This window comes from Catellatospora aurea, from assembly GCF_042663325.1.
In the GTDB taxonomy this organism is placed as follows: domain Bacteria; phylum Actinomycetota; class Actinomycetes; order Mycobacteriales; family Micromonosporaceae; genus Catellatospora; species Catellatospora aurea.
The window spans coordinates 1-22,326 of record NZ_JBHTAC010000074.1; the positions used below are offsets into that span (position 1 = coordinate 1).

Here is a 22,326-nt window from a genome sequence, read left to right on the forward strand (position 1 = left end):
GGTGCAGATCAACCAGCCGAAACTCCCTACCCGGGCTTAACTTCCCGGCATTGACGCATAGCGATGTGAAGGTGCCCTTCCTTGGGGCTCAGCGCTGGCGGCCGCCGCCGCGGGGCATGCGCGGCGGGCGGAACTCCTTGGGGAGCTGGCCGCGGGGCATCTGGGGGCGGGCGTTGAGGGCGGTCAGGGCCCGGTCCAGGGCGTTGACCTCCTTGCCCGACAGGTTGCGGGGCAGGCGCATCAGGGTCATCCGGAGCTTGCGGATGGACACCTGGCCCTCTTCGGCGCCGATGATGTAGTCGTACAGCGGGGCGTCGCCGATGACCTTGGTCAGGCGGCGCTTCTGCTCGCCCAGCAGCGGCTTGAGCCGGGCCGGGTTGCCCTCGGCGAGCAGGATGACGCCGGGCTTGCCGATGACCAGGTGCACCACGTCGAACTGGGTGGTCGCCGAGACGGCCTGCTTGACCCGCCAGTCACCGCGCATCTGCTCGACGAGCTGGCCGGCCGCGCCGGGCTGGCCCTCCATCATGTTCATCATCGCGGTGTTGGACCGCAGGTTGAGCACGATGAGAACGGCCAGCAGCGTGGTCAGGATGCCCAGCGGGATCCAGATCCAGGCACCGGTGTACAGGAAGAGCGCCACGGTGATCGCCAGCGGCAGCACGATGGCGGCCACCACCAGGGGCGTGAACCACTTGTCCTGCTTGGCGGTGAACTTGAACACCATGCCGATCTGCTTCAACCGCTGGAGGAAGCTGACCTTTTCTTCGGCCTTTGCCATAGACGGATCCTAGGTTTGGTGACGGCGGGAGGTTCAGGCGGCGGCGGTGCGCGCGTCGAGGGCTTGACGATACAAGCGACCGGCCCGGTACGACGAACGCACCAGTGGACCGCTCATCACGCCCGCGAAACCGATCTCCTCGGCCTCCTCGCGCAGCTCGACGAACTCCTCGGGCTTCACCCAGCGCTCGACGGGGTGGTGGCGCGGAGTGGGGCGCAGGTACTGCGTGATGGTGATCAGCTCGCAGCCGGCCTCGTGCAGGTCGCGCAGTGCCTGCGAGACCTCCGCGCGCTCCTCGCCCAGGCCCAGGATCAGGTTCGACTTGGTGACCAGGCCGGCCTTGCGGGCCTGGGTGATCACGTCGAGGGAGCGCTCGTAGCGGAACGCGGGGCGGATGCGCTTGAAGATGCGCGGCACCGTCTCGACGTTGTGCGCCAGCACCTCGGGGGCGGCCGAGAAGACCTCGGCGAGCTGCTCCGGGACGGCGTTGAAGTCGGGGATGAGCAGCTCGACGCCGCAGCCCGGGACGAGGGCGTGGATCTGGCGGACGGTCTCGGCGTACAGCCAGGCGCCGCCGTCGGGCAGGTCGTCGCGGGCGACACCGGTCACGGTGGCGTACTTGAGGCCCATGGTGGCGACGGACTCGCCGACCCGGCGGGGCTCGTCGGCGTCGAACTCGGCGGGCTTGCCCGTGTCGATCTGGCAGAAGTCGCAGCGGCGGGTGCACTGGTCACCGCCGATGAGGAAGGTCGCCTCGCGGTCTTCCCAGCACTCGTAGATGTTCGGGCAGCCCGCCTCCTGGCAGACCGTGTGCAGGCCCTCCCGCTTCACCAGCGAGGTCAGCTGGGTGAACTCGGGACCCATCTTCGCCTTGACCTTGATCCACTCAGGCTTGCGCTCGATGGGGGTCTCGGCGTTGCGGGCCTCGACGCGCAGCAGGCGCCGGCCCTCGGGAGCGACGATGGTCATGCCCGCCAGCGTACGCGCCGAAACGGCCTTGATCTTCCGGTGGGTAACGGAGGTCTCAGTGCCCGCTACCGGCGGGAATCACCCACTCATGTGTCCCGCCACTGGCCGCCGTGAGCCGCTCGAAGTCGCGGTCGTAATGCAGCACGGTGAGGCGGTGTTCCGCCGCGGTGGCCGCGACCAGCACGTCGACCGGCGGGGTGCGGTGCCAGCCGCGCTGGGTGAGGGCGCCGTGCAGGTCGATCACGGCCAGCGGATCGCTCAACTCGACCCGGGGGAGCAGGCCTAGCGCGTTGCGCATCTGCAGCCAGTCACGGCCGTTGCGGGCCGCGACGAGGATCTCCAGCACCGCCGGCACGCAGACCGCGAGCTGGTCGTCGGCGGACAGCTCGCTGAGCCGCCGCATCGCCGCGGCGTTGAGCCTGCCTTGTATGTCTATCGGGTCCAATATATGCGAGGGCGGATCGGCATACAAGAAATGGGGTTGCGCGGGTGGAACACCGGTCGGTAACTTCCTGATCAACAGCAGTGGCGGGGTGAATCACCGGAGTGACGCCCGGGTCGGGTCGGCGTGCAGCCGCCCGTGTGGCTCCGCTCACCGGCTGGTAGAGGCCCGGATCATCCGGGTGAAGGTGTGGTGGCACCGCGGGTTCCCAAACCGCCCACACCCCTTTGGGGATGGCGTTGCGGAAGAACCGGAGGTAACACACCATGCAACGCATCCTTTCCGTCGAGCTGCCCCGCCATGTGGGCGCGCGGATCACCATCGCCGGCTGGATCCATCGCCGCCGGCTGCTCAAATCGGTCTCCTTCCTCATCGTGCGCGACGCGTCCGGGCTCAGCCAGGTCGTGGTCACCGCACCGGAGCTGCGCGAATTCCTGGAGACGCTGCCGGAGGAGACCGTGGTCGCCGTCGAGGGCCTGGTCACCGCGAACCCGGCCGCGCCCGGCGGGGTGGAGCTGACCGAACCGGCGGTACGCCTGCTCGGCGAGCCCGCCCAGCCCACGCCGTTCGACCTGTACCGGCCGGTGCTGACGCCGACCTTGCCCACGCAGCTGGACCACGCCCCGCTGTCCCTGCGCCACCCGTCCCGGGCCCGCGCGCTGCGGATCAGCGCCGCGGCGACGGCCGGCTTCCGCGAGGGCCTCGACACGCTCGGCTTCACCGAGATCCACACGCCCAAGATCGTGGCGACGGCGACCGAGTCCGGGGCGAACGTGTTCGCGCTGGACTACTTCGGCCGCCCCGCCTACCTGGCCCAGTCGCCGCAGTTCTACAAGCAGCAGCTGGTCGGCGTGTTCGAGCGGGTGTACGAGGTCGGGCCGGTGTTCCGGGCCGAGCCCAGCGACACCACCCGGCACCTGGCCCAGTACACCTCGCTCGACGCGGAGCTGGGCTTCATCGGCGACCACCGCGACGTGATGGCGGTGCTGCGCGAGACCGTGGCGGCGATGGTCGCCCGGGTCGGCGCGCTCAGCGCGGCCGTGGCGGGACTGGAGCTGCCCGAGGTGCCGGCCGAGATCCCGGCCCTGCACTTCAGCGAGGCACTCAACATTGCCGGAGCGCCGGCGGACGAGCCCGACCTCGCGCCCGCGCACGAACGGGCGATCGGGGAGTGGGCCAAGCGCGAGCACGGCAGCGAGTTCGTCTTCGTCACCGGATACCCGATGGCCAAGCGCCCGTTCTACACCCATCCGCAGCCCGGCGACGAGCGCTGGTCGAACAGCTTCGACCTGCTGTTCCGGGGCCTGGAGCTGGTCACCGGCGGGCAGCGGCTGCACCGGCACAGCGACTACCTCGCCGCGCTGGCCGCGCGCGGGGAGAGCGCCGAGCCGTACGAGCCCTACCTGCAGGCGTTCCGCCACGGCATGCCGCCGCACGGCGGGTTCGCGATCGGCCTGGAGCGTTTCGTCGCCCGTATCACCGGGGCGCAGAACATCCGCGAGGTCACCGCGTACCCCCGCGACCTGCACCGCGTCACCCCGTAACACCACAGACCCGCCGCGCGGCCCACCACACCGGGTCGCGCGGCGCTCGATCCACCGACCTGCCTGGCAATCGGGTGTGTCCGGGCCGCTCAAACGCCCGATTGCCAGGCAAGACGGATGATCTGGTGGCACGGTGAGGGCATGGATCTCCTGCTCGGAGGGCTCTGCCTGCTGCTGATCGTGATCGCGATCGTGGCCTGGGTGGCGTCGCTCTACAACGGCCTGGTCCGTTCGCGCAACGGCTACCAGAACGCGTTCGCGCAGATCGACGTGCAGCTCACCCGCCGCCACGATCTGATCCCGAACCTGGTCGAGACGGCGAAGGGCTACCTCAAGCACGAACGCGAGACGCTGGAGGCGGTGACCGCCGCGCGGACCGCCGCGATGACCGCGCAGGCCAACGCGGCCCGTCACCCGGGCGATCCGAACGCGATGCAAGGGCTGGCCGGGGCCGAGAACGGCCTCACCCAGGCGCTGGGCCGGCTGTTCGCGGTGTCCGAGGCCTATCCGGACCTCAAGGCCAACCAGAACATGATGCAGCTGTCCGAGGAGCTGACCTCGACGGAGAACCGGGTCGCGTTCGCCCGGCAGGGCTACAACGACGCGGTGCTGGCGTACAACAACAAGCGGGAGACGTTCCCGGGCAGCCTGCTGGCCGGGCCGTTCGGCTTCCACCGGGCGGCGCTGCTGGAGATCGACGACCCGGGCAAGCGCGAGGCGCCGCGCGTGCAGTTCTGACCGCCGCGCCGATGGACTTCTTCGAACGCCAGCGCCAGGTCAAGCGGATGTCGTTCCGCCTGGTCCTGCTCTACGTGCTGGCCGTGCTCGCCATCGTGGCGGTCGTGTGCCTGGCGGTCGCGTGGGCGCTGGGCGCGTTCGAGGCCCCGGCCGCCGAGCTGGCCTGGCTGATGTTCTGGACCGCGGTGCTGACCGGCGGGGCGATCCTGCTGGCGTCGCTGTTCCGCACCATCGGGCTGCGCGCCGGCGGCGGCAAGGTGGCCCGCGACCTGGGCGGGGTGCTGGTCCCCGAGGACACCACCGACCTGCGGCTGCGCCGGCTGCGCAACGTGGTCGAGGAGGTCGCGCTGGCCTCCGGCGTGCCGGTGCCCGAGGTGTACGTGCTGGAGGACGAGCCCGGCATCAACGCGTTCGCGGCGGGCTGGTCCCCGGCCGACGCGGCGATCGCGGTGACCCGCGGCGCGCTGGACCGGCTCAACCGCGACGAGCTGCAGGGCGTCATCGCGCACGAGTTCAGCCACGTGCTCAACGGCGACATGCGGATCAACATCCGGCTGATCGGGCTGCTGTTCGGCATCCTGTTCCTGGCCATCGTCGGCCGCACCTTCCTGTACGCGGGCGCGTTCGGCGGCGGTCGCGACCGGCGTGACAACCAGGGCAGCAACCCGCTGCCGCTGATCGGCATCGCGCTGATCGTGGCCGGGTCGATCGGCGTGTTCGCGGGGCGGCTGATCCAGGCCTCGGTGTCGCGGCAGCGGGAGTACCTGGCCGACGCGTCGGCGGTGCAGTTCACCCGGCAGACCTCCGGCATCGCCGGGGCGCTCAAGAAGATCGGCGGCCTGGAGACCGGGTCCCGGCTGTCCACGCCGAAGATCGACGAGGTCGGCCACATGCTGTTCGGTGAGGCCCGGCTGCGCTCGCTGTTCGCCACCCACCCGCCGCTGGCCGACCGCATCCGGGCCCTGGAACCGGGCTTCGACCCGGCGCAGCTCGACGTGCTCGCGCGCAGGTGGCGTGCCGCGCCGCCCTCGGGGTTGGTCGAGGACGCCGCGATGGGCCTGTCCCCGGCCGAGCAGGGCGGTCAGCTGCCGGATCAGGACACCCGGATGGCGGTACGCCCCGACGCGGTCGCCGCCTCCGTCGGCGCACCGCAGCAGCCCGCGTACCAGCGGGCGGAGTCCATCCTGGAGCGCTTCCCGCCAGAGATCCTGGCCCGCGCCCGGCGCGGCGACACCGCGCCCTCCCTGGTGTTCGGCTTGCTGCTGTCGGAGCAGCCGGAGGTCGCCGACAGCCAGCTCGCGGCGCTGCGGGAACGGCACGGCGAGGCCGCCGTCGCGGACACCGTCGCCGCCGCGGGCTGGCTGACCGGGCTGCACCCGCTGCTCCGGCTGCCGCTGGCCCAGCTCTGCTTCCCGGCGCTGCGCGCCCACCCGGCCGCGACCCGACAGGACCTGCTCGGCACCATCGACGCCCTGACCAGGGCCGACGGCCGGGTCAGCGTCTTCGAGTACGCCCTGTCCCGGCTGCTGCACCGCGATCTGTACGAGGCGACCTACGACACCCCGCCCTGGCCGGTCCGCACGCACAGCCTCGCGACCTGCCGCAACGCGATCGCCTCGCTGCTCGCGGTGCTGGCCCGCGCCGGCCACCCGGACGAGGCGTCAGCCGACCGCGCGTACCACGTCGGCCTGGCCATGATCCTGCCCGGACAGCCGATGCCGATGACCGCCCCCCAGCACGGCGTCCTGGCCCTCGACGCCGCCTGGCCCTTGCTCGACGGCCTCGCCCCGCAGGACAAGTCCCTCCTGATCCAAGCCGTGGTCGCGGTCATCTCCGAAGACGGCACCATGACCGTCACCGAACAGGAACTCACCCGCACCATCTGCGGCATGCTCCACTGCCCCCTCCCACCCCTGACCACCCTCCCGGCCTGACGCCACGGCACCCCGGCGCAACTCTTAAAGACCTGCGCGGACACGGGCGGCCTGATGGCGCAACTCTTTAGGAGTTGCGCCATGGGGAGGGGCGGGTCAGGTGGTGAGGAGTTTCGGGAGGTGGCGTTCGACGATGGGGAGGACCTCGTCGATGGTGACCTCGCGGCCGAGTTCGGCGCTGAGGGAGGTGACCGAGGCGTCGGTGATGCCGCAGGGCACGATCCGGTCGAACCAGGTCATGTCGGGGTTGCAGTTGAGCGCGAAGCCGTGCAGTGAGACGTCGCGGGCTACCCGGATGCCGATCGCGGCGACCTTGCGGTCAGGGCCGCGCTCGTCCTCGCGCACCCATACGCCGGAGCGGTTGTTGCCCTTGATGCGGGTGGTGGCGACACCCAGCTCGGCGCAGACGTCGATGAGCATCTGCTCGGTACGCCGCACGTGCGCGACCACGTCGGCCAGCCCGCCACGCTGCTTGGGCAGCTTGATGATCGGGTAGCCGACGAGCTGCCCCGGGCCGTGCCAGGTGATCTTGCCGCCGCGGTCCACGTCCACCACCGGGGTGCCGTCGAACGGGCGCTCCCAGGGCTCGGTGAGCTTGCCGGCGGTGTACACGCTGGGGTGTTCCAGCAGCAGCACGGTGTCCGGCTCGGTGCCCTCGACGACACCGGCGTGCAGGCGGCGCTGCTCGTCCCAGGCGGTCAGATACTCGACGGTGCCGGCGCGGCGTACCGCGAGTGCCGGCGAGACGATGCTGGTCACGTTGCTCAGGCTACTCGCGCTCGCGTGGCCGGCCAGGGAAGGTGCTCGGCGTCACCCGTACCCGTGAATGCGGGCCCGGCTCGCGATCGGTAGGGTGTGCGCAGCCACGCTTGTGAAAACTTTCACGAATAGTGTCACGCTGTGCCAACCATGCTCCGCACGCACGGAAAGGACGCCTCGCGATGACGGCGACGCGGGAGAAGAAGGAGCTCCGGGCCGCACCGGAGCAGGAGGCGGCCGCGCCGCCGCGGCCACGTCGCCGGCGCTGGCTGCTGCCCGCGCTCGGGCTCGTGGTCTGGCTGGTGCTGGGCGGGGCCATGGGCGGCTTCGCGAGCAAGACGGCCGAGGTGCAGAAGAACGACAACGCCTCCTTCCTGCCGGAGAGCGCCGAGGCGACCGTCGTGCTCGACCTGAGCAAGAAGTTCGCCGGGCTCGACGTGGTGCCCGCGCAGCTGGTCTACGGCCGCGACAGCGGGCTGACCGAGGCCGACAAGACGGTCATCGCCGAGCAGCTCGCCACGATCAAGCGGGAGCTGGGCAGCCGCCTCGCCGACGTGCCGATGCTGCCGAACTACTCCGACGACGGCAAGGCGGCCCAGGTCACCGTGCTGTTCACGGAGACCGACGCGCAGAAGAACATGGCCGACGTGACCTGGATCCGCGACCACACCGGCCTGCCCGACGGGCTGAACGCCCACGTCGGCGGTCTGGGCGGCATCCTCACCGACATGATGGAGGTCTTCGGCTCCATCGACGGCCTGCTGCTCGGCGTCACCGTCGGCATCATCGGCGTCATCCTGCTGATCGTGTACCGCAGCCCGATCCTGCCCGTGGTCGTGCTCTTCGGCGCGGGCCTGGCGTTCGCGCTCGCCAACGGCGTGGTCTACCTGCTGGCCAAGGAGGAGATCATCACGGTCTCCGGGCAGAGCCAGGCCATCCTCGACGTGCTGGTGCTCGGCGCGGCCACCGACTACGCGATGCTGTTGGTCTCCCGGTTCCGCGAGGAGCTGCGGCACACCGAGAGCCGGTACGACGCGATGCGGGTCGCGCTGCGCGCCTCGTTCGAGCCGATCCTGGCCAGTGGCGCGACCGTGATCCTGGGCCTGCTCTGCCTGCTCGTGTCCGACCTCGCCTCCAACAAGGGCCTCGGCCCGGTCGGCGCGATCGGCATCGCCAGCAGCCTCGCCGTCTCGCTGACCCTGCTGCCGGCCATCCTGGCGCTGCTCGGCCGGGTGGCGTTCTGGCCGGTGCGGCCGAAGTTCGGCTCCGCGCCGGTCGAGGAGAAGGGCCTCTGGGCGAAGGTGTCCGCGCTGGTCGGCCGCCGGGCCCGGCTGGTCTGGATCGGCACCGCGGTGCTGCTGCTGGCCGGTGTAGCGGGCCTGACCCGGCTGGACGCCGACGGCATCCCGCAGTCGGAGGGCTTCACCGGCCACCCCGACTCGGTCTCCGCACAGGAGCTGACCACCGCCCACTTCCCGGGCGGCACCGGCAGCCCCGCCGAGATCGTGACCCGGGCCGAGAAGCTCGACCAGGTGCTGCTCGCGGTACGCCAGACCAAGGGCGTGGCCGAGGCCGCCCCGTTCACCGGCATGCCGGTCATGCCGGTGAACGGCGTTGGCCAGACGCCGGGCCAGGCCCCGGCATCCGGCCAGGCCCCGGCACCCGGCCAGACCCCGGCGACGGGGGAGACGCCCGCCACCGGGCAGACCGGAACCACCGGCCAGGGCACGCAGGCGCCGGTCGTGGTGCCGCCGCTGCCCGAGCCGAAGATCGTCGACGGTATGGCGCGGATCGACGCGACGCTGACCGACGCCGCCGACTCCCCGGCCGCGCTGGCGACGGTCGAACGGCTGCGCGCCGCGGTGCACGCGATCGACGGCGCGGACGCCAAGGTCGGCGGGTTCAGCGCGATCAACTACGACGTGCAGCACACCTCGCAGCGCGACCGCAACGTGATCATCCCGCTGGTGCTGGGCGTCATCTTCCTGATCCTGATGGTGCTGCTGCGCTCGCTGATCGCGCCGATCCTGCTCATCGCCACGGTGGTGCTGTCCTACCTGGCCACGCTGGGCATCTCCGGCGTGGTCTTCAAGGACCTGCTGGGCTTTCCCGGAGCCGACTCGTCGTACCCGCTGTTCGCATTCGTGTTCCTGGTGGCGCTGGGTGTCGACTACAACATCTTCCTGATGACCCGGGTCCGGGAGGAGGCCGCCAAGCTCGGTCACACGCCGGGCACCCTGAAGGGTTTGGCGGTGACCGGCGGGGTCATCACCTCCGCGGGTGTGGTGCTCGCCGCGACGTTCGCGGCGCTGGCGGTGCTGCCGCTGGTCTTCGTGGTCGAGATCGCGTTCGCGGTGGCCTTCGGCGTCCTGCTGGACACGCTGCTGGTGCGCTCGCTGCTGGTGCCGGCGCTGACGGTCGACATCGGCCGGTTCGTATGGTGGCCGGGCCGGCTCTGGCGGTCGAGTGCCCCCGAGAAGGTCACCGACCTGCCGTAACAGCCCCGGGGTGGGGGCGGAGCGCACCTTCGGCCGAGAACCGGCCGGAGGTGCGCTTCTGCGTTGCGGCAGCGGCGGCGGGCCGACCGGTACGGCGGTGCGTAAGGTGACGCCGTGTCGCTGACCACCATGGCACCCGCCGCCGAGAACCTGTCCGAGCCGCCCGCGCGGCGGCGTCCACCCTGGACGACGGTCGTGGAGACGCTGCTCATCGTGGCCGGGCTGGCCCGCCTGGTCTGGGGCCAGCAGGTCGCGGCCGTGGCCGACGGCCAGGACCGGCTGCACAGCCTGAGCCTGCTGCTCGGCGAGGGACGCCTGAACGACAGCGAGTACTCCATCGTCGGCCCGCTGTTCTCCGCGCCGCTGTGGCTGCTGGGCCGGGCCGTGGCCACGCCCGAGGCCGGGATCAGGTACTTCAACCTGGTCGTCTTCACCGCCGGGCTGGTCGCGCTGGGGCTGCTGCTGCGCGGGCTGGTCCCCGGCGCGCTGATCCGCCGGTTCATGCTGATCACGGTCGCGGCGAGCATGCTCGCGCCGGACGTCGGCCACTACGGCAGCGAGCCGTTCACCATGATGGGCGTCATGGTCGGCATCGTCGTCGTGGTGCGCGGGCGGCGGCGCGGGTGGGGCTGGGCGGCGGCGGTGCTCGGCGCGGTCAACACGCCCGCGACGGTGGCCGGGCTCGGCCTGGTGAGCCTCGTCGAGACCTGGCGGCACCGCCGGCTGCGGCTGCTGGTGCCGGTGGCCGTCGCCGCGGCGCTGGTGCTGGTGGAGATCCTGGCCCGCAAGGGCGGGTACGCCGGGGACCGGGGCGCGAAGGACGTCATGCCGTTCTCGGGGCGGCCCGGGTTCTCGTACCCACTCTTCTTCGGGGTGTTGGCGATCCTGTTCGCCTTCGGCCGCGGCCTCGTCTGGTACCTGCCGGGCATGTTCCTGCCGACCCGCCGCGCCCTGGCCGATCTGGGCCCGACCGGCATCGACCTGGCCCGGATCCAGCGGCTCTGGCTGATCTTCGTCGGCGGCCTGGTGCTGGTGTACGCCCCCTGGTGGGCCTGGTACGCCGGGATGTCCTGGGGGCCGCGCTTCTTCCTGGCCGGCATCCTGCCCGCCGCGCTGGCGCTCGCCTTGCGCCTGGGCCACCGCCAGGCCGGGCTCGGCGCGAACCTGATCACGCTGGCCGTGCTGGTGCTCTCGGTCTGGATCGGTCTGAACAGCCTGTTCTGGCACGAACTGTGGCCGGCCGCCTGCTTCGGCACCCCGCAGTCGGTCGAGGCCCTGTGCTGGCACTCGCCCGAGTACAGCTCGCTGTGGTACCCGCTGGTCTCCTGGCAGTTCGCCCACCTGACCGGCGGGCAGTGGATCAGCGCCGCCTACAGCGCGGTCGTGCTCGGCTGGCTCGGCACACCCCTGATCCGCCGCATCGCCGCCCAGCTCACCACCGCCTGGCGCGACCGTGTCACCCCGCACCTGACCCGCACCGCCTGGCGCTGGTAGAGCCGTGGACCCGTCGCGTGCCGCGACCCCTCGCGTGCCGCAACCCCTCGCGTGCCGCAACCCCTCGCGTGCCGCAACTCTTAAAGAGTCACGGCATTTGCCGGTGATGGAAGGCGCGAGTCTTTAAGAGTTGCGGCAGCGTGGGGGCGGGGCCGGGTGGGGTGGGGTCAGGTGGTGGGGACTTTCCAGAGCCAGACGTCGGCGACGCGCTGGGGCGGGCCGAGCAGGTCGGTCATCACGGACTTGAGGGCGGGCTGGTACGTGGGCCAGTGCGCGCCGTGCACGTCGTCGCCGAGGACCACGATGCTCGCGTTCCAGTAGCGCAGGTCCTCGCGCAGCGCGGCCCGGTCGGCGTCGGTGACCGCCGGGGCCGCGCCGGTCTTGGCGACCGTCTCCAGCAGCGTCTGCGTCGGGCGGGGGATCGGGCCGATGCGGCCGGTGCCGTTCGGTCCGCCGGGGCCGAGGAAGAAGCCCGCGGGCAGGCGGAACACGCCCTCGCCCGCCCCGGCCGCGTCCGCGAGCGCGGCGGCCTGCCAGCGCTGGCCGTCGGGCAGCAGGTCGTTGGTGATCGGCACGGGGACCACGGTGCCGCCGTCGGCGACGTACTCGCGCCACTGGCCGGAGGCGAAGAACTCCGGCACGGCGGCGCGTTCGCGGGCCAGCAGCGGGGTCGGGACCAGCGGCAGCAGGGCGACAGTGAGCCCGGCGACCCAGGCCCAGCGCGGGCCGGGCAGGGACACCTTCATGCTGCCGCCGTCGGTGCGGCTCAGCGCGGTGGCCAGCCAGGCCAGGACCAGCCCGAACACGGGCGCGACGATCAGCGCGAGCCGCGACGGCAGCGCCGCGTTGAAGACCGGCAGCCCGCCGATCAGCGCCTCGGGCATCGGGATGCCGGTAAGGCTGCCCAGCCAGCGCAGCTCCGGGCCGAGCGAGAGCACGAGGAAGACGCCCGCGGTGACGCCCAGACCGAGCAGGTTGGCCCGGTGCGCCCGGTCGGTGCGCCGCCACAGCACCACCAGCCCGATGATCACCAGCAGCAGCAACGGCAGGCCGAAGAACGAGTTCTCCTCGGTCGGGTTCGCGGCCAGGTCGCCGTTGAGGCCGACCGCTCCGGCCAGCGAGCGCTCCGGCCAGGCGGCGTACGCGGCGAGGTCCTCGTTGTGGATGCGCGGGTCGAAGCCGGTGCCGTGGTATCGCTGCGGGCCGGCGAAGTGCAGCCACAGCGGGTACGCCAGCAGCGCTCCCGCGGCGAGCGCGCCGCTGCCCAGCCCGGTCAGCACCGGGCGCAGCAGCGCCTTCACCTCGTCCCGCCGGAACAGCACCCAGACCAGCGTGAACACACCCAGCGCCAGCGCGGTGAAGAACAGCGCCTCGGCGGCGATGGAGAAGCAGACCGCGATGAGCAGGCCCAGCAGCGATCCGTCGCGCACCGGCTTGTCCCGGCGCACCAGCAGCAGGCAGCGCGCGATGATCAGCGGGATCACCCACTGCGCGGTCCAGTTCAGGTGGGCGTTCGCGTGGGAGATCATCGCCGGGGCGAAGCCGCAGAACAGGCCGCCGACGGCCGCGCCGATCCGGTTCGCGCCCAGGTGCCGGGAGAACAGCCAGTACCAGGCGTACGCGGTGCCGGCCAGGTTCAGGGTGAGGATGACCAGGAACGTCAGCGCCGGGCCGGCCAGGATGGTCAGCGGGGCGAAGACGAAGGCGTACACCGAGATCGAGGTGTTGACCGCCAGGTTCACCCCGTCCGGCACGTTGAGCAGGTGGGTGAAGAGCGGGTCGGCGCCGTGGGTCAGCGCGTACGCGCCGTACGACAGCAGCCACTCGAAGAACGCCTGGTCACCGGAGTTGACGCCGCTGGCGCGGTGGGCCGGGTCGGACCAGAGCGCGCCGGTGACCCATACCGCCAGAACCAGTGCGGTGGCCGCGACCAGCAGGTCGGCGCGTCGGCGGCGGGTCCGCACGGCGGCCGTCGCCTGCTCCGGCGTGTCCACGACCGGGTCGTCGGCGGGGCTCAGCGGGGCGGCAGGCGAGGCGATCGACACTCGGCGCAGTTTATCAGCGAGCCGTGCCCGCTCCACCGGCCGCCGGACGGCGTCACACCGCCCCGAACGGGGGTCACGGGGCGACACGCGCGGGATACGCGGGGTGATTGACCGGCCTATTGAAAATGACTATCAATAGCAGTATGAAGATGGCATTCGTCGGCAAGGGCGGTAGCGGTAAGACCACCCTTGCGGCGCTGGTGGCCAGGCATCTCGCGGCGGCGACAACACCCGCGGCCCTGCTGGCCATCGACGCCGACATCAATCAGCACCTGGCGACGGCGCTCGGGATCAGCGAGGACGAGGCCGTCCTGCTCCCGTCGCTCGGTGATCACCTGGACAAGATCAAGGAATACCTGCGCGGCGACAATCCGCGGATCTCCTCGGCCGCCGCCATGGTCAAGACCACCCCGCCGGGGGAGGGCTCCCGGCTGCTGCGGGTGGGCGGCAGCAATCCGATCTACGACGCGCTGGTGCGCCCGGTCGGTGGAGTGCGGCTGGCCGTGACCGGGCCGTTCGCCACCGAGGACCTGGGCGTGGCCTGCTACCACTCCAAGGTCGGCGCGGTCGAGCTGCTGCTCAACCACCTGGTCGACGGGCCGGGGGAGTACGTCGTGGTGGACATGACGGCCGGTGCGGACAGCTTCGCCTCCGGCCTGTTCACCCGATTCGACGCCACCTTCCTGGTGTGCGAGCCGACCCTGCGCAGCGTGGGGGTGTACCGGCAGTACATCGGCTACGCCCGCGACTTCGGGGTGCGGGTGCACGTGATCGGCAACAAGATCGACGACGAGTCGGACGTCGCGTTCCTGCGCGAGCACGTCGGCGACGACCTGCTCACCTGGATCAGCCGTTCTCGATTCGTGCGCGCCGCCGAGCGCGGCGCCCCGCAGCCGATCAACGAGCTGGAGCAGGCCAACCGTGCCGCACTGGACAGGATCCGGTCCACTGTGGATGGTGTTGGTAAGGACTGGCCGCGCTACACGGCCCAGGCCGTCGAGTTCCACCTGCGCAACGCGCAGGCCTGGGGCAACGCCCGCAGCGGCGAGGACCTCGCCGCCCAGGTCGACCCCGCGTTCGTGCTCGGGCCGCAGCGGCTCGAGCTGGCACGACACCACTGACGGCACCGCCGTCCCGAACGAAGGAGAACATCATGTCCCTGGACGTCCCCGTGGCGCTGCTGGAGCGGGCCGAGGCCGGGCAGGTCGACGACGCCGAGTTCGTCGACTGCGTGCGCCAGTCCCTGCCGTACGCCTGGACCGTGGTCAGCGCCGCCGCGCAGCGCCTGGCCGACGAGCCCGGCGCGGAGTTCGGCGAGCACGGCACGCCGCCGCCGAGCGAGGCCGAGCGCGGCGAGCTGCTGCGCGCCCTGGCCAGCGACGCGATCCGGGGTGGCCTGGAGCGCCACTTCGGCATCAAGCTCGCCTTCCAGAACTGCCACCGCGTCGCCGCGTTCGCCCTGTCGGCCGTCGGTGGCGACACCTACCAGGAGTTCATCTCCCCGGTAGCCCAGCTCCGCAACCAGTCCCCCGAACTCCGCGACTGCTGAGTCGTGAGGGAAAAGAAGGGCACCTTCTTAACGCTCCGCGTTATAGAAGGTGCCCTTCTTAACGCTCCGCGTTATAGAAGGTGCCCTTCTTAACGCGTGAGCCGCTGTGAGCTGGGCTGATTCGATCGAATGACGGGAGCGACCGTGGACATCTTCCTGACCAGCGCCTTCGGTCCGGCCGTGGCGGTGGCCCACGCGCGCGCCGCCGAGCAGGCCGGAATGCGCGGGGTCTGGCTGGCCGAGCACCACTTCGTCGAGTACGGGCAGTGTCCGTCGGCGACCGTGCTGGCGGGGCACATCCTGGCCGGCACCCGGCGGATCACCGTCGGCACCGCCGCCTGCGTGCTCGGCTCGCGGCATCCCGTCGTGCTCGGCGAGGAGGCGGCCCTGCTGCACGCGCTGGCCGGGGACCGGTTCCAGCTCGGCGTGGCGCGCGGCGGCCCGTGGCAGGAGATCGAGATCCTCGGCCGCGGCATGGACCACTACCGCCGCGGTTTCGCCGAGTCCCTCGACGTGCTGCTGCGCTGGCTCTCGGGCACGCCCGAGGTGCGAGCGCGCGGGGAGTTCCATCATTTCGGGCCGCTGGCCGTGGTGCCCAGGCCCGCGACACCCGTGCCGGTGCGGGTCGCGGTGACCTCGGGGGAGACCGCGGACCTGGCCGGGCGGCGCGGCCTGCCGCTGCTGCTCGGCGTGCACGCCGACGACGCCGAGGTGGCGGGGCTGGTGGACCGGTGGGCGCAGGCCGCGTCCGCGCACGGGCACGACCCGGGCGCCGCGGAGCACGCGCGGGTGCGGCTGGCGTACCCCTGCGCGACCCGCGCCGACGGCGAGCGCGAGCTGCGCGCCAACCTGCCCCGCTGGCTCGCGGGCATCCGCGCCGCGGTCCCGGTCGGCGGCGCGCCACGGGCTCGCGACCTGGACGCCCACGTCGAGCACCTGCTGCGCGTCCAGCCGGTCGGCCCGCCCGGCGAGGTCGCCGCCGCGCTGGCGCACAGCGCCGAGACCACGGGGGTACGCCGCCAGTTGTGCATGGCCGAGGCGGCCGGCTCGCCCGAGGCGACCTCGGACCTCATCGCCACCCTTGCCGCCCTGCCGACGGCCTGGGCACTCGACCGAGTCCCGGGCGTCGCCGTCGCGACCGGGTGACCGTCGCCCGCCCACGTCGGCTGTCGCCGGCCTGCGGCGGACTTCGGGCGGCGGACGTCGGGCGCGCGAGCGGACACGGCCGCGGGCGGGCTGTGGCGGGCGGGCGGGTTGCGCGGCGGCCGGATCGTGCCGCGGCCTGCGCGCAGGGAAGGCATTTACCCGCCGCCGCCATAGCGGGGGCGAGCAATGTGTGTTTCGTGGACATGTCGGGAGTGTTGCCGCGGACCGTAGCGTGCGGCTCCACAGGGGAGTGACACGGATCACTATCGAGGAGCCCGCCATGCCCAGACCCTCCGCCCCGCGGTTGCTCCGCGCGGCGCTCGCCGTCCTGACCGGACTCGCCGGGGTGGCCGTCGCGGCCGCCCCCGCCCAGGCCGCGACGCTGACCCAGGTCAGCTCGTTCGGCAGCAACCCCGGCAACCTCACCATGTACAGCTACCGCCCCGACAACCTGCCCGCGGGTCGCCCCGTGGTGGTACTCCTGCACGGCTGCACCCAGAACGCCTCCGGCTACTTCACCAACTCGGGCTGGCGCAAGTACGCCGACCTGTGGGGCTTCGGCCTCATCGTGGCCGAGCAGAAGTCCGCCAACAACTCGCTGAGCTGCTTCAACTGGTTCCAGGCCGGTGACATCGCGCGCGGGCAGGGCGAGGCGCTGTCGGTCAAGCAGATGGTCGACCACGCGGTCGCCAACCTGGGCGCGGACGCGAGCCGCGTGTACGTGTCCGGCCTGTCCGCGGGCGGCGCGATGAGCGCGGTGATGCTCGCGACCTACCCGGACGTGTTCAAGGCCGGCTCGGTGATCGCGGGTATCCCGTACAACTGCGGCACCGCCTGCCAGTCCGCGGCCCAGAGCAAGACCCCGCAGCAGTGGGGCAACCTGGTCCGCAACGCCTACAGCGGCTACGCCGGCCCGTGGCCGAGGGTCGCGATCTGGCAGGGGCAGTCCGACTCGACAGTCGTGCCTGCCAACGGCACCGAGCTGATGACCCAGTGGACGAACGTGCACGGCGTCTCGCAGACCCCCACCGGCACCACGAGCCTGCCCGCGAGCACGACGCTGGAGACGTACGGCGGTGACGTGGTGCGGCTCTACAAGATCGCGGGCATGGGCCACGGCACCCCGGTCGACCCGGGCAGCGGCGCCGACCAGTGCGGCACCGCGACGTCGTACTTCCTCGACACCATCTGCTCGGCGTACCGCGACGCGGTGTACTTCGGCCTCGACAGCACCGTGAGCACGCCGCCGGGCGCGCCCACCGGTCTGGCCGTCACGGGCACCACGAACGTCAGCGTCTCGCTGTCCTGGACGGCGGTCTCCGGCGCGACCGGCTACCACGTCTACCGGGGCGGCACGAAGGTCACGTCATCGCCGGTCACCGGGACGTCCTACACCGACGGCGGCCTGACCGCGTCCACCACGTACAGCTACACCGTGCGCGCCGTGAACGCGGCGGGCGAGGGAAGCGCGTCCGGCGCGGTCTCGGCGACGACCGCGGCCACCCCGCCGCCCGGCCCCGCCGCGCCCACCGGTCTCACCGTCACCTCGGTCACCGACACCAGCGTCTCGCTGTCCTGGTCGGCGGTCTCCGGGGCGACCGGCTACCACGTGTACCGCGGCGGCGTGAAGGTCACGTCGTCCCCGGTCAGCGCGACGTCGTACACGAACACGGGTCTGGCGGCGTCCACCGCGTACAGCTACACGGTCAGCGCGGTGAACTCGTCCGGTGTCGAGGGGGCGCAGTCGGCGGCCGTGCCGGCGACCACGGCGGCGACGGCGGCCTGCTTCACCGCCAGCAACTACGCGCAGGTCGCGGCGGGGCGGGCGTATCACTCGCTCGGCTACACCTACGCCAACGGCTCGAACCAGAACATGGGCCTCTACAACACCTTCTACACCCACACCCTCAAGCAGACCGGCCCCAACCACTACGTCATCGCCGACGGCCAGTGCTGACCCCCTGACCTGACTCGTCGGACCGGGGTGCCCGCCCCGGTCCGACGGGGTCAGGCGGGGATGGGGTCGGTGAGGGCGGCGTGCAGGGCCTGGGTGACGGTGCGGTGGCGGAACGGGAAGCCGGCCGCGGTCAGTGCTCCGGGCATGGCCCGCAGGCTGCGGTACGCCTCGTTGCCGAACTCGCCGTAGAGGATCTTCAGGGCGGCCTTGGGGATCGGCATCACCGTGGGACGGTGCAGCTCCGCGCCGAACGCCTTGGTGAACTGGGCGTTGGTGACCGGGGCCGGGCCGACCATGTTCACCGGGCCTTCGACCTGGTCGTTGTCCAGGATGAACTGCGTCGCGGCCAGCCAGTCGAACAGCGAGATCCACGGCACCCACTGCCGCCCGTTGCCCAGCCGGCCGCCGATGCCCATCTTGAACGGCACCAGCTGCGCCTTGAGGAAGCCGCCGTCGCGGTGCAGCGGGTAGCCGGTGCGCAGCAGCGACACCCGGGCACCCGCGGCCGCGGCGGGCGCGGTCGCCTGCTCCCAGTGCTTGGAGACCCCGGCCAGGAAGTCGTCACCGGCGGGGGACAGCTCGGTCACCTCACGGTCGCCGGTGTCGCCGTAGTAGCCCACCCCGGAGGCGTTGACCAGGATCGGGACACGCTGCGCGGCGACCGCGCGGGCCAGCGTCGCGGTCGGCACGACCCGGCTGGACAGGATCAGCGCCTGGTAGTCCTCGGTCCAGCGGCGGTCGCTCACGCCGACCCCGCACAGGTTCACCACCGCGTCGGTGCCCTCGGGCAGCCGGATCGGCTCCGCCGGGTCCCACTGCCGCTCCGAGGCGTCCGCCGCGGGACGGCGTACGAGCTGGACGACTTCGTGACCCGACGAGCGCAGGGTCGACACCAGGGGCCGGCCCAGGAAGCCCGAGGCTCCCGCCACCACGATCTGCATACGACAATCATGCCCGATCGCGGCGCGGGCTCAGCGTGCCGACACCGCCTGGCGCAGCTCCTCGAAGCGGCTTGCCAGCTCCGCATCGATGCGGGCGTTCTGCTCGGCGGTCAGTTCTACCACCGCGGCCCGCGGGGGCTCGCTCTGATGTGCCTCCAGCCCCACCCTCGTTGATCATGAACTTAAGGCACGGCTCGACGGCGTTTCACCGGCCTAACTTCATGATCGACGAGGAAGGCGGTCCGCTCGGCGGCGGCGCCACAGGTGTCCGGACAGGATCAGGGCGGACAGCGCCGCCTGCGCGGCGGCGGCCGGGCCGGGGGCGGCGGCCGGACCGGACAGGGCCAGCAGCAGCGGAAGCAGGCCCGGCACGGCCACGTCCAGCCCGGACAGGCTCCAGGTGAGCCAGCCGACCGGAATCCGGGAACCGGTCATCGGCATCACCACGGGCGCGGACGCGTGGTCGATGTGGCCGCGGCGCGCCATCCGCAGCGCGGCGACCGCCGGCACCCCGGCCGCGGCCGGGCCGAGCCACACCCAGCCTGCGCCCGGCAGCACCCCGGCCAGCTCCAGCAGGCCCAGCGCGCCGGTGAGCCAGGCCCCGGCGAGCAGCGCGGGCAGTGCCAGCCGCGCCGCGTCGGTGGGCAGCTCGGCGACACCGAACAGGCGGCGCAGGGCGGGGCTGCCGGTCTCGCGGCGTACGCCGCCCGCCCCGGCGCTCGCCGCGGCCAGGCCGAGGACCAGCACGGCGACGGCGAACAGCAGCGGGCGGTCCGGCCACACGGTGGCCAGCAGGACGGGCACCAGCGTGCTCAACGCGAGCGCGGCGAGCCGGGCCGGGCGGCGGCGCAGTCCGCGCCAGTCCAGCCAGGCCAGCACCAGCGGGCCCGGCCAGGCAGGCCACGGTGCCGACGGCGGCCGGCGCTCGCGCCAGTACGCGTTCTCCGCCACGCGGGACAGGAACGACGGCTCCAGCGCGACGACCGCATCACCCGCGGCGCTCAGCCGGGCCGCCGCGTCCAGCACCGGCCGCGCGGGGAACGTCGCGAGGCTGCGCCACACCGCGACCGCCGTCACCAGCGCGCAGAGCGCACCGGCCCCGGCCGTGGCGAGCGCTCCCGACAGCGCGACGGTGGGCAGCGGGCGCACCGAGCCACCGGCCGCGGCTATCGTCGCGCCGGTGAGCAGGGCGAGCGCCGCCGCACCGCCCGCGATCCGGCGCAACCACGGCGCGGCCCGGTCGCACCGTTGCGCCAGTGCGGCCAGGCCGACACCGGCCAGCGCGGCCGAACCGCCGGACACGACGACCGCGGCCAGCCGCAGCGCCCCGTGATCGGGAATGCCGAGCAGTGACAGCGTCGCGCCGCCGAGCACCGCGCCGACGACCAGCGCGGCCGCGGCGGCGCGCAGCGCGGCGGGCGTGAGCACCGCGCGCCGGTCCAGCGGCGACAGCAGCAGCCAGCGCGCGTCCGCGGGGGTCAGCAGCACCGGACCCGCGACGGCGGCGGCCTGCACCAGCCCGGCCAGGACCGCCGCCACGAGCGCGAGCCCGACCAGCGCGGTCACCGGCGGGGCGGGCGGGAGCGGCGTCGACAGGTCGCCCAGCAGGCGCTGGAACGGGCCGAACAGCAGCGCGCCGCCGACGCCGAAACCGGCGAAGGGCAGGTAGCGGTCGGACCAGTGGCGGTCGGCGGGCCGCCGGCCGGGGGAGCTGAGCATCGCCCGCGCGGCGCGGGCCGTGGCAGGCCCGCTCGCCGACGTGCCGGTGGTGCCGTCGGCCTGGCGCGGGGTCGTGCGGATGGTGGTCATGCGGCCGAGGAGCCGGGCCGGGCGGCGGTCAGGTGGCCACCGGGCCGGGCGGTGCGGGCGATCATGCGGGCACCGGGCCGGGCCGGGCGAGCCGGCCGTCGCGCATGCGCAGGCTGGTCGCGTCCATTGCGCTGACCAGGGCCGCGTCGTGGGTGGCCAGCACGACCGTGCCACCGGCGTCGGCGTACGCCCGGATCATCGCGGCCAGGCGGTCGCGGAACCCGGCGTCGAGCTTCTGCTCGGGCTCGTCGAGCAGCAGCAGGCGGCTGGGGCGGGCCATCGTCGCGGCGAGCGCCAGCCGCTGGCGTTGCCCGGACGACAGCGTCAGCGGGCTCGCGCCGGCGCGAGCGGTGAGCTCGAACTCGTCGAGCGTGCGGTCGACCGGAGCGGCCCCGCTGTGCGTCAGCGCGACCAGTTCGAGGTGCTCGCGCACGGTCAGGCCGGGATACCAGGCGGGCTCCTCGGCCAGCAGGCCGACCTCCCGCCAGAACGCGGGATCGGCGGAGGGGGCCGCGCTCAGCACCTCCACCTCGCCGCCGCCGGGGCGCAGCAGCCCACTCAGGCAGCGCAGCAGGGTGGACTTGCCGCAGCCGTTCACCCCCTGCACGGCCACGATCTGGCCGGTGTCGGCGGTGAGGTTCACGCGGTCCAGCACGGTGCCGCCACCGAGCTCCACCGACAGGTCACGGGTGACGATGACGGGCATTCGGCCACAGTAGCGACTCCGTCCAGCAGGGACGGCCGCAGGCGAAAGGGCGGTCGGCTCACGCCGACCGCCCTTCACGCATTCGTCGAACCCGGGCTCAGAGCCCCAGTTCGCCCTCGAAGTTGCCCGTCTCCAGGCGCTCCTTGACCGTGCCCAGGAAACGCGCGGCGTCGGAGCCGTCGACCAGGCGGTGGTCGTAGGACAGGGCCAGGTAGACCATGTACCGCGGCACGATCAGCTCGCCCAGCGCCGGGTCGTCGACGACCACGGCCCGCTTGACGACCGCGCCGGTGCCGAGGATGGCGACCTGCGGCTGGTTGATGATCGGCGTGTCGAACAGGGCGCCCCGGCTGCCGGTGTTGGTCAGCGTGAAGGTGCCGCCCGACAGCTCGTCCGGCAGGATCTTGTTCGAGCGGGTGCGCTCGGCCACGTCGGCGATCCGGCGGGCCAGGCCCGCCAGGTTCAGGTCGCCGGCGTTGCGGATCACCGGGACGATGAGGCCCTTGTCGGTGTCCACGGCCATGCCCAGGTGCTCGGCGTCGTGGTAGGTGACCGTGCCGGCCTCCAGGTCCATCGACGCGTTCACGTTCGGGTGCACCCGCAGCGCCTCGACCGCCGCCAGCGCGAAGAACGGCAGGAAGGACAGCTTCACGCCGTTCTTGGCGAGGAAGTCGCCCTTGGCCTGCTGGCGCAGCTTCGCGATCTTGGTGACGTCGACCTCGACCACGGTGGTGAGCTGCGCCGAGACCTGCAGCGACTCCACCATGCGCTTGGCGATGGTGGTACGCAGCCGCGACAGCTTCTCGGTGCGGCCCCGCAGCGGGCTGGGCGCGGCCTTGGCGGCCGGAGCCGGAGCGGCAGCCGCGGCGGGGGCGGCAGCGGCGGGCGCGGCGGCCGGAGCCTTGGCCTTCTCCGCCGCGTCCAGCACATCCTGCTTGCGGATGCGGCCGCCGACCCCGGTGCCGCTGACCTTGCCCAGGTCCACGCCGTGGTCGGCGGCGAGCTGGCGCAGCA

Annotated in this window: 19 protein-coding genes; 9 read left to right on the forward strand and 10 right to left on the reverse strand. The window is 72.5% G+C overall.

Annotated elements, in window-relative coordinates; translation table 11 throughout:
• Nucleotides 1-88: 88 nt before the first annotated feature.
• From ACFQO7_RS36690 to ACFQO7_RS36700, 3 genes are read right to left on the reverse strand one after another with little or no spacing between them, the layout of a single operon-like run.
• Nucleotides 89-781 carry a DUF4191 domain-containing protein gene (locus ACFQO7_RS36690; RefSeq protein WP_376810715.1) on the reverse strand — a complete coding sequence of 231 codons (693 nt, stop codon included), beginning with the start codon at nucleotides 779-781 and terminating at the stop codon, nucleotides 89-91.
• A 33-nt stretch (nucleotides 782-814) separates the two neighbouring features.
• Nucleotides 815-1,750, reverse strand: coding sequence for a lipoyl synthase (gene lipA, locus ACFQO7_RS36695; RefSeq protein ID WP_376810716.1), 936 nt, complete (start codon nucleotides 1,748-1,750; stop codon nucleotides 815-817).
• A 55-nt stretch (nucleotides 1,751-1,805) separates the two neighbouring features.
• Complete coding sequence (locus ACFQO7_RS36700) at nucleotides 1,806-2,153, reverse strand: PIN domain-containing protein (protein WP_376810717.1); 348 nt, start codon at nucleotides 2,151-2,153, stop codon at nucleotides 1,806-1,808.
• A gap of 305 nt (nucleotides 2,154-2,458) precedes the next feature.
• On the opposite strand from ACFQO7_RS36700, the gene aspS reads away from it, so the two are divergent.
• The 3 genes from aspS to ACFQO7_RS36715 all read left to right on the forward strand — a co-directional run bounded on the left by aspS (nucleotide 2,459) and on the right by ACFQO7_RS36715 (nucleotide 6,408).
• Nucleotides 2,459-3,736 (forward strand): aspartate--tRNA(Asn) ligase, encoded by a 1,278-nt coding sequence (gene aspS, locus ACFQO7_RS36705; protein WP_376810718.1) that lies wholly within the window; start codon nucleotides 2,459-2,461, stop codon nucleotides 3,734-3,736.
• Between the two features lie 141 nt (nucleotides 3,737-3,877).
• Complete coding sequence (locus ACFQO7_RS36710) at nucleotides 3,878-4,474, forward strand: LemA family protein (protein WP_376810719.1); 597 nt, start codon at nucleotides 3,878-3,880, stop codon at nucleotides 4,472-4,474.
• Between the two features lie 11 nt (nucleotides 4,475-4,485).
• Nucleotides 4,486-6,408, forward strand: coding sequence for a M48 family metallopeptidase (locus tag ACFQO7_RS36715; RefSeq protein ID WP_376810720.1), 1,923 nt, complete (start codon nucleotides 4,486-4,488; stop codon nucleotides 6,406-6,408).
• Between the two features lie 96 nt (nucleotides 6,409-6,504).
• On the opposite strand, the gene lipB is transcribed toward ACFQO7_RS36715, so the two are convergent.
• Nucleotides 6,505-7,167 (reverse strand): lipoyl(octanoyl) transferase LipB, encoded by a 663-nt coding sequence (lipB, locus tag ACFQO7_RS36720; RefSeq protein WP_376810721.1) that lies wholly within the window; start codon nucleotides 7,165-7,167, stop codon nucleotides 6,505-6,507.
• Between the two features lie 182 nt (nucleotides 7,168-7,349).
• Between lipB and ACFQO7_RS36725 the strand changes: the two genes are divergently transcribed.
• Nucleotides 7,350-9,665 carry an MMPL family transporter gene (locus tag ACFQO7_RS36725; protein ID WP_376810722.1) on the forward strand — a complete coding sequence of 772 codons (2,316 nt, stop codon included), beginning with the start codon at nucleotides 7,350-7,352 and terminating at the stop codon, nucleotides 9,663-9,665.
• A 114-nt stretch (nucleotides 9,666-9,779) separates the two neighbouring features.
• Entirely contained in the window at nucleotides 9,780-11,159 is a 1,380-nt protein-coding gene (locus tag ACFQO7_RS36730; RefSeq protein ID WP_376810723.1) for a hypothetical protein, read from the forward strand.
• A gap of 167 nt (nucleotides 11,160-11,326) precedes the next feature.
• Here the strand turns inward: ACFQO7_RS36730 and ACFQO7_RS36735 are convergent, their stop codons facing one another.
• The gene (locus tag ACFQO7_RS36735; RefSeq protein ID WP_376810724.1) at nucleotides 11,327-13,204 is read right to left on the reverse strand and encodes a DUF6541 family protein; all 1,878 of its coding nucleotides are present in this window, start codon (nucleotides 13,202-13,204) and stop codon (nucleotides 11,327-11,329) included.
• 143 nt (nucleotides 13,205-13,347) lie between these two features.
• On the opposite strand from ACFQO7_RS36735, the gene ACFQO7_RS36740 reads away from it, so the two are divergent.
• The 4 genes from ACFQO7_RS36740 (at nucleotide 13,348) to ACFQO7_RS36755 (ending at nucleotide 17,856) form a co-directional block, all read left to right on the forward strand.
• Entirely contained in the window at nucleotides 13,348-14,325 is a 978-nt protein-coding gene (locus ACFQO7_RS36740; RefSeq protein ID WP_376810725.1) for an ATP-binding protein, read from the forward strand.
• A 32-nt stretch (nucleotides 14,326-14,357) separates the two neighbouring features.
• Nucleotides 14,358-14,753, forward strand: coding sequence for an SCO5389 family protein (locus tag ACFQO7_RS36745; RefSeq protein WP_376810726.1), 396 nt, complete (start codon nucleotides 14,358-14,360; stop codon nucleotides 14,751-14,753).
• A 144-nt stretch (nucleotides 14,754-14,897) separates the two neighbouring features.
• Nucleotides 14,898-15,899, forward strand: coding sequence for an LLM class flavin-dependent oxidoreductase (locus ACFQO7_RS36750; protein ID WP_376810727.1), 1,002 nt, complete (start codon nucleotides 14,898-14,900; stop codon nucleotides 15,897-15,899).
• 280 nt (nucleotides 15,900-16,179) lie between these two features.
• Nucleotides 16,180-17,856, forward strand: a complete 1,677-nt coding sequence (locus tag ACFQO7_RS36755; protein WP_376810728.1) for an extracellular catalytic domain type 1 short-chain-length polyhydroxyalkanoate depolymerase — start codon at nucleotides 16,180-16,182, stop codon at nucleotides 17,854-17,856.
• A 50-nt stretch (nucleotides 17,857-17,906) separates the two neighbouring features.
• On the opposite strand, the gene ACFQO7_RS36760 is transcribed toward ACFQO7_RS36755, so the two are convergent.
• From ACFQO7_RS36760 to sucB, 5 genes are all read right to left on the reverse strand, one after another.
• On the reverse strand, nucleotides 17,907-18,797 hold the full coding sequence (locus ACFQO7_RS36760) for a TIGR01777 family oxidoreductase (RefSeq protein WP_376810729.1): 891 nt from the start codon (nucleotides 18,795-18,797) through the stop codon (nucleotides 17,907-17,909).
• A 30-nt stretch (nucleotides 18,798-18,827) separates the two neighbouring features.
• A complete protein-coding gene (locus ACFQO7_RS36765; RefSeq protein ID WP_376810730.1) occupies nucleotides 18,828-18,962 on the reverse strand; it encodes a hypothetical protein in 135 nt (44 codons plus the stop codon).
• A 54-nt stretch (nucleotides 18,963-19,016) separates the two neighbouring features.
• Nucleotides 19,017-20,606, reverse strand: coding sequence for a DUF6297 family protein (locus tag ACFQO7_RS36770; RefSeq protein ID WP_376810731.1), 1,590 nt, complete (start codon nucleotides 20,604-20,606; stop codon nucleotides 19,017-19,019).
• 61 nt (nucleotides 20,607-20,667) lie between these two features.
• Nucleotides 20,668-21,312, reverse strand: a complete 645-nt coding sequence (locus tag ACFQO7_RS36775) for an ABC transporter ATP-binding protein (RefSeq protein WP_376810732.1) — start codon at nucleotides 21,310-21,312, stop codon at nucleotides 20,668-20,670.
• Between the two features lie 97 nt (nucleotides 21,313-21,409).
• Nucleotides 21,410-22,326 (reverse strand): 2-oxoglutarate dehydrogenase, E2 component, dihydrolipoamide succinyltransferase (gene sucB, locus ACFQO7_RS36780; RefSeq protein ID WP_376810733.1); only part of this gene is annotated, 917 nt, incomplete at its 5' end.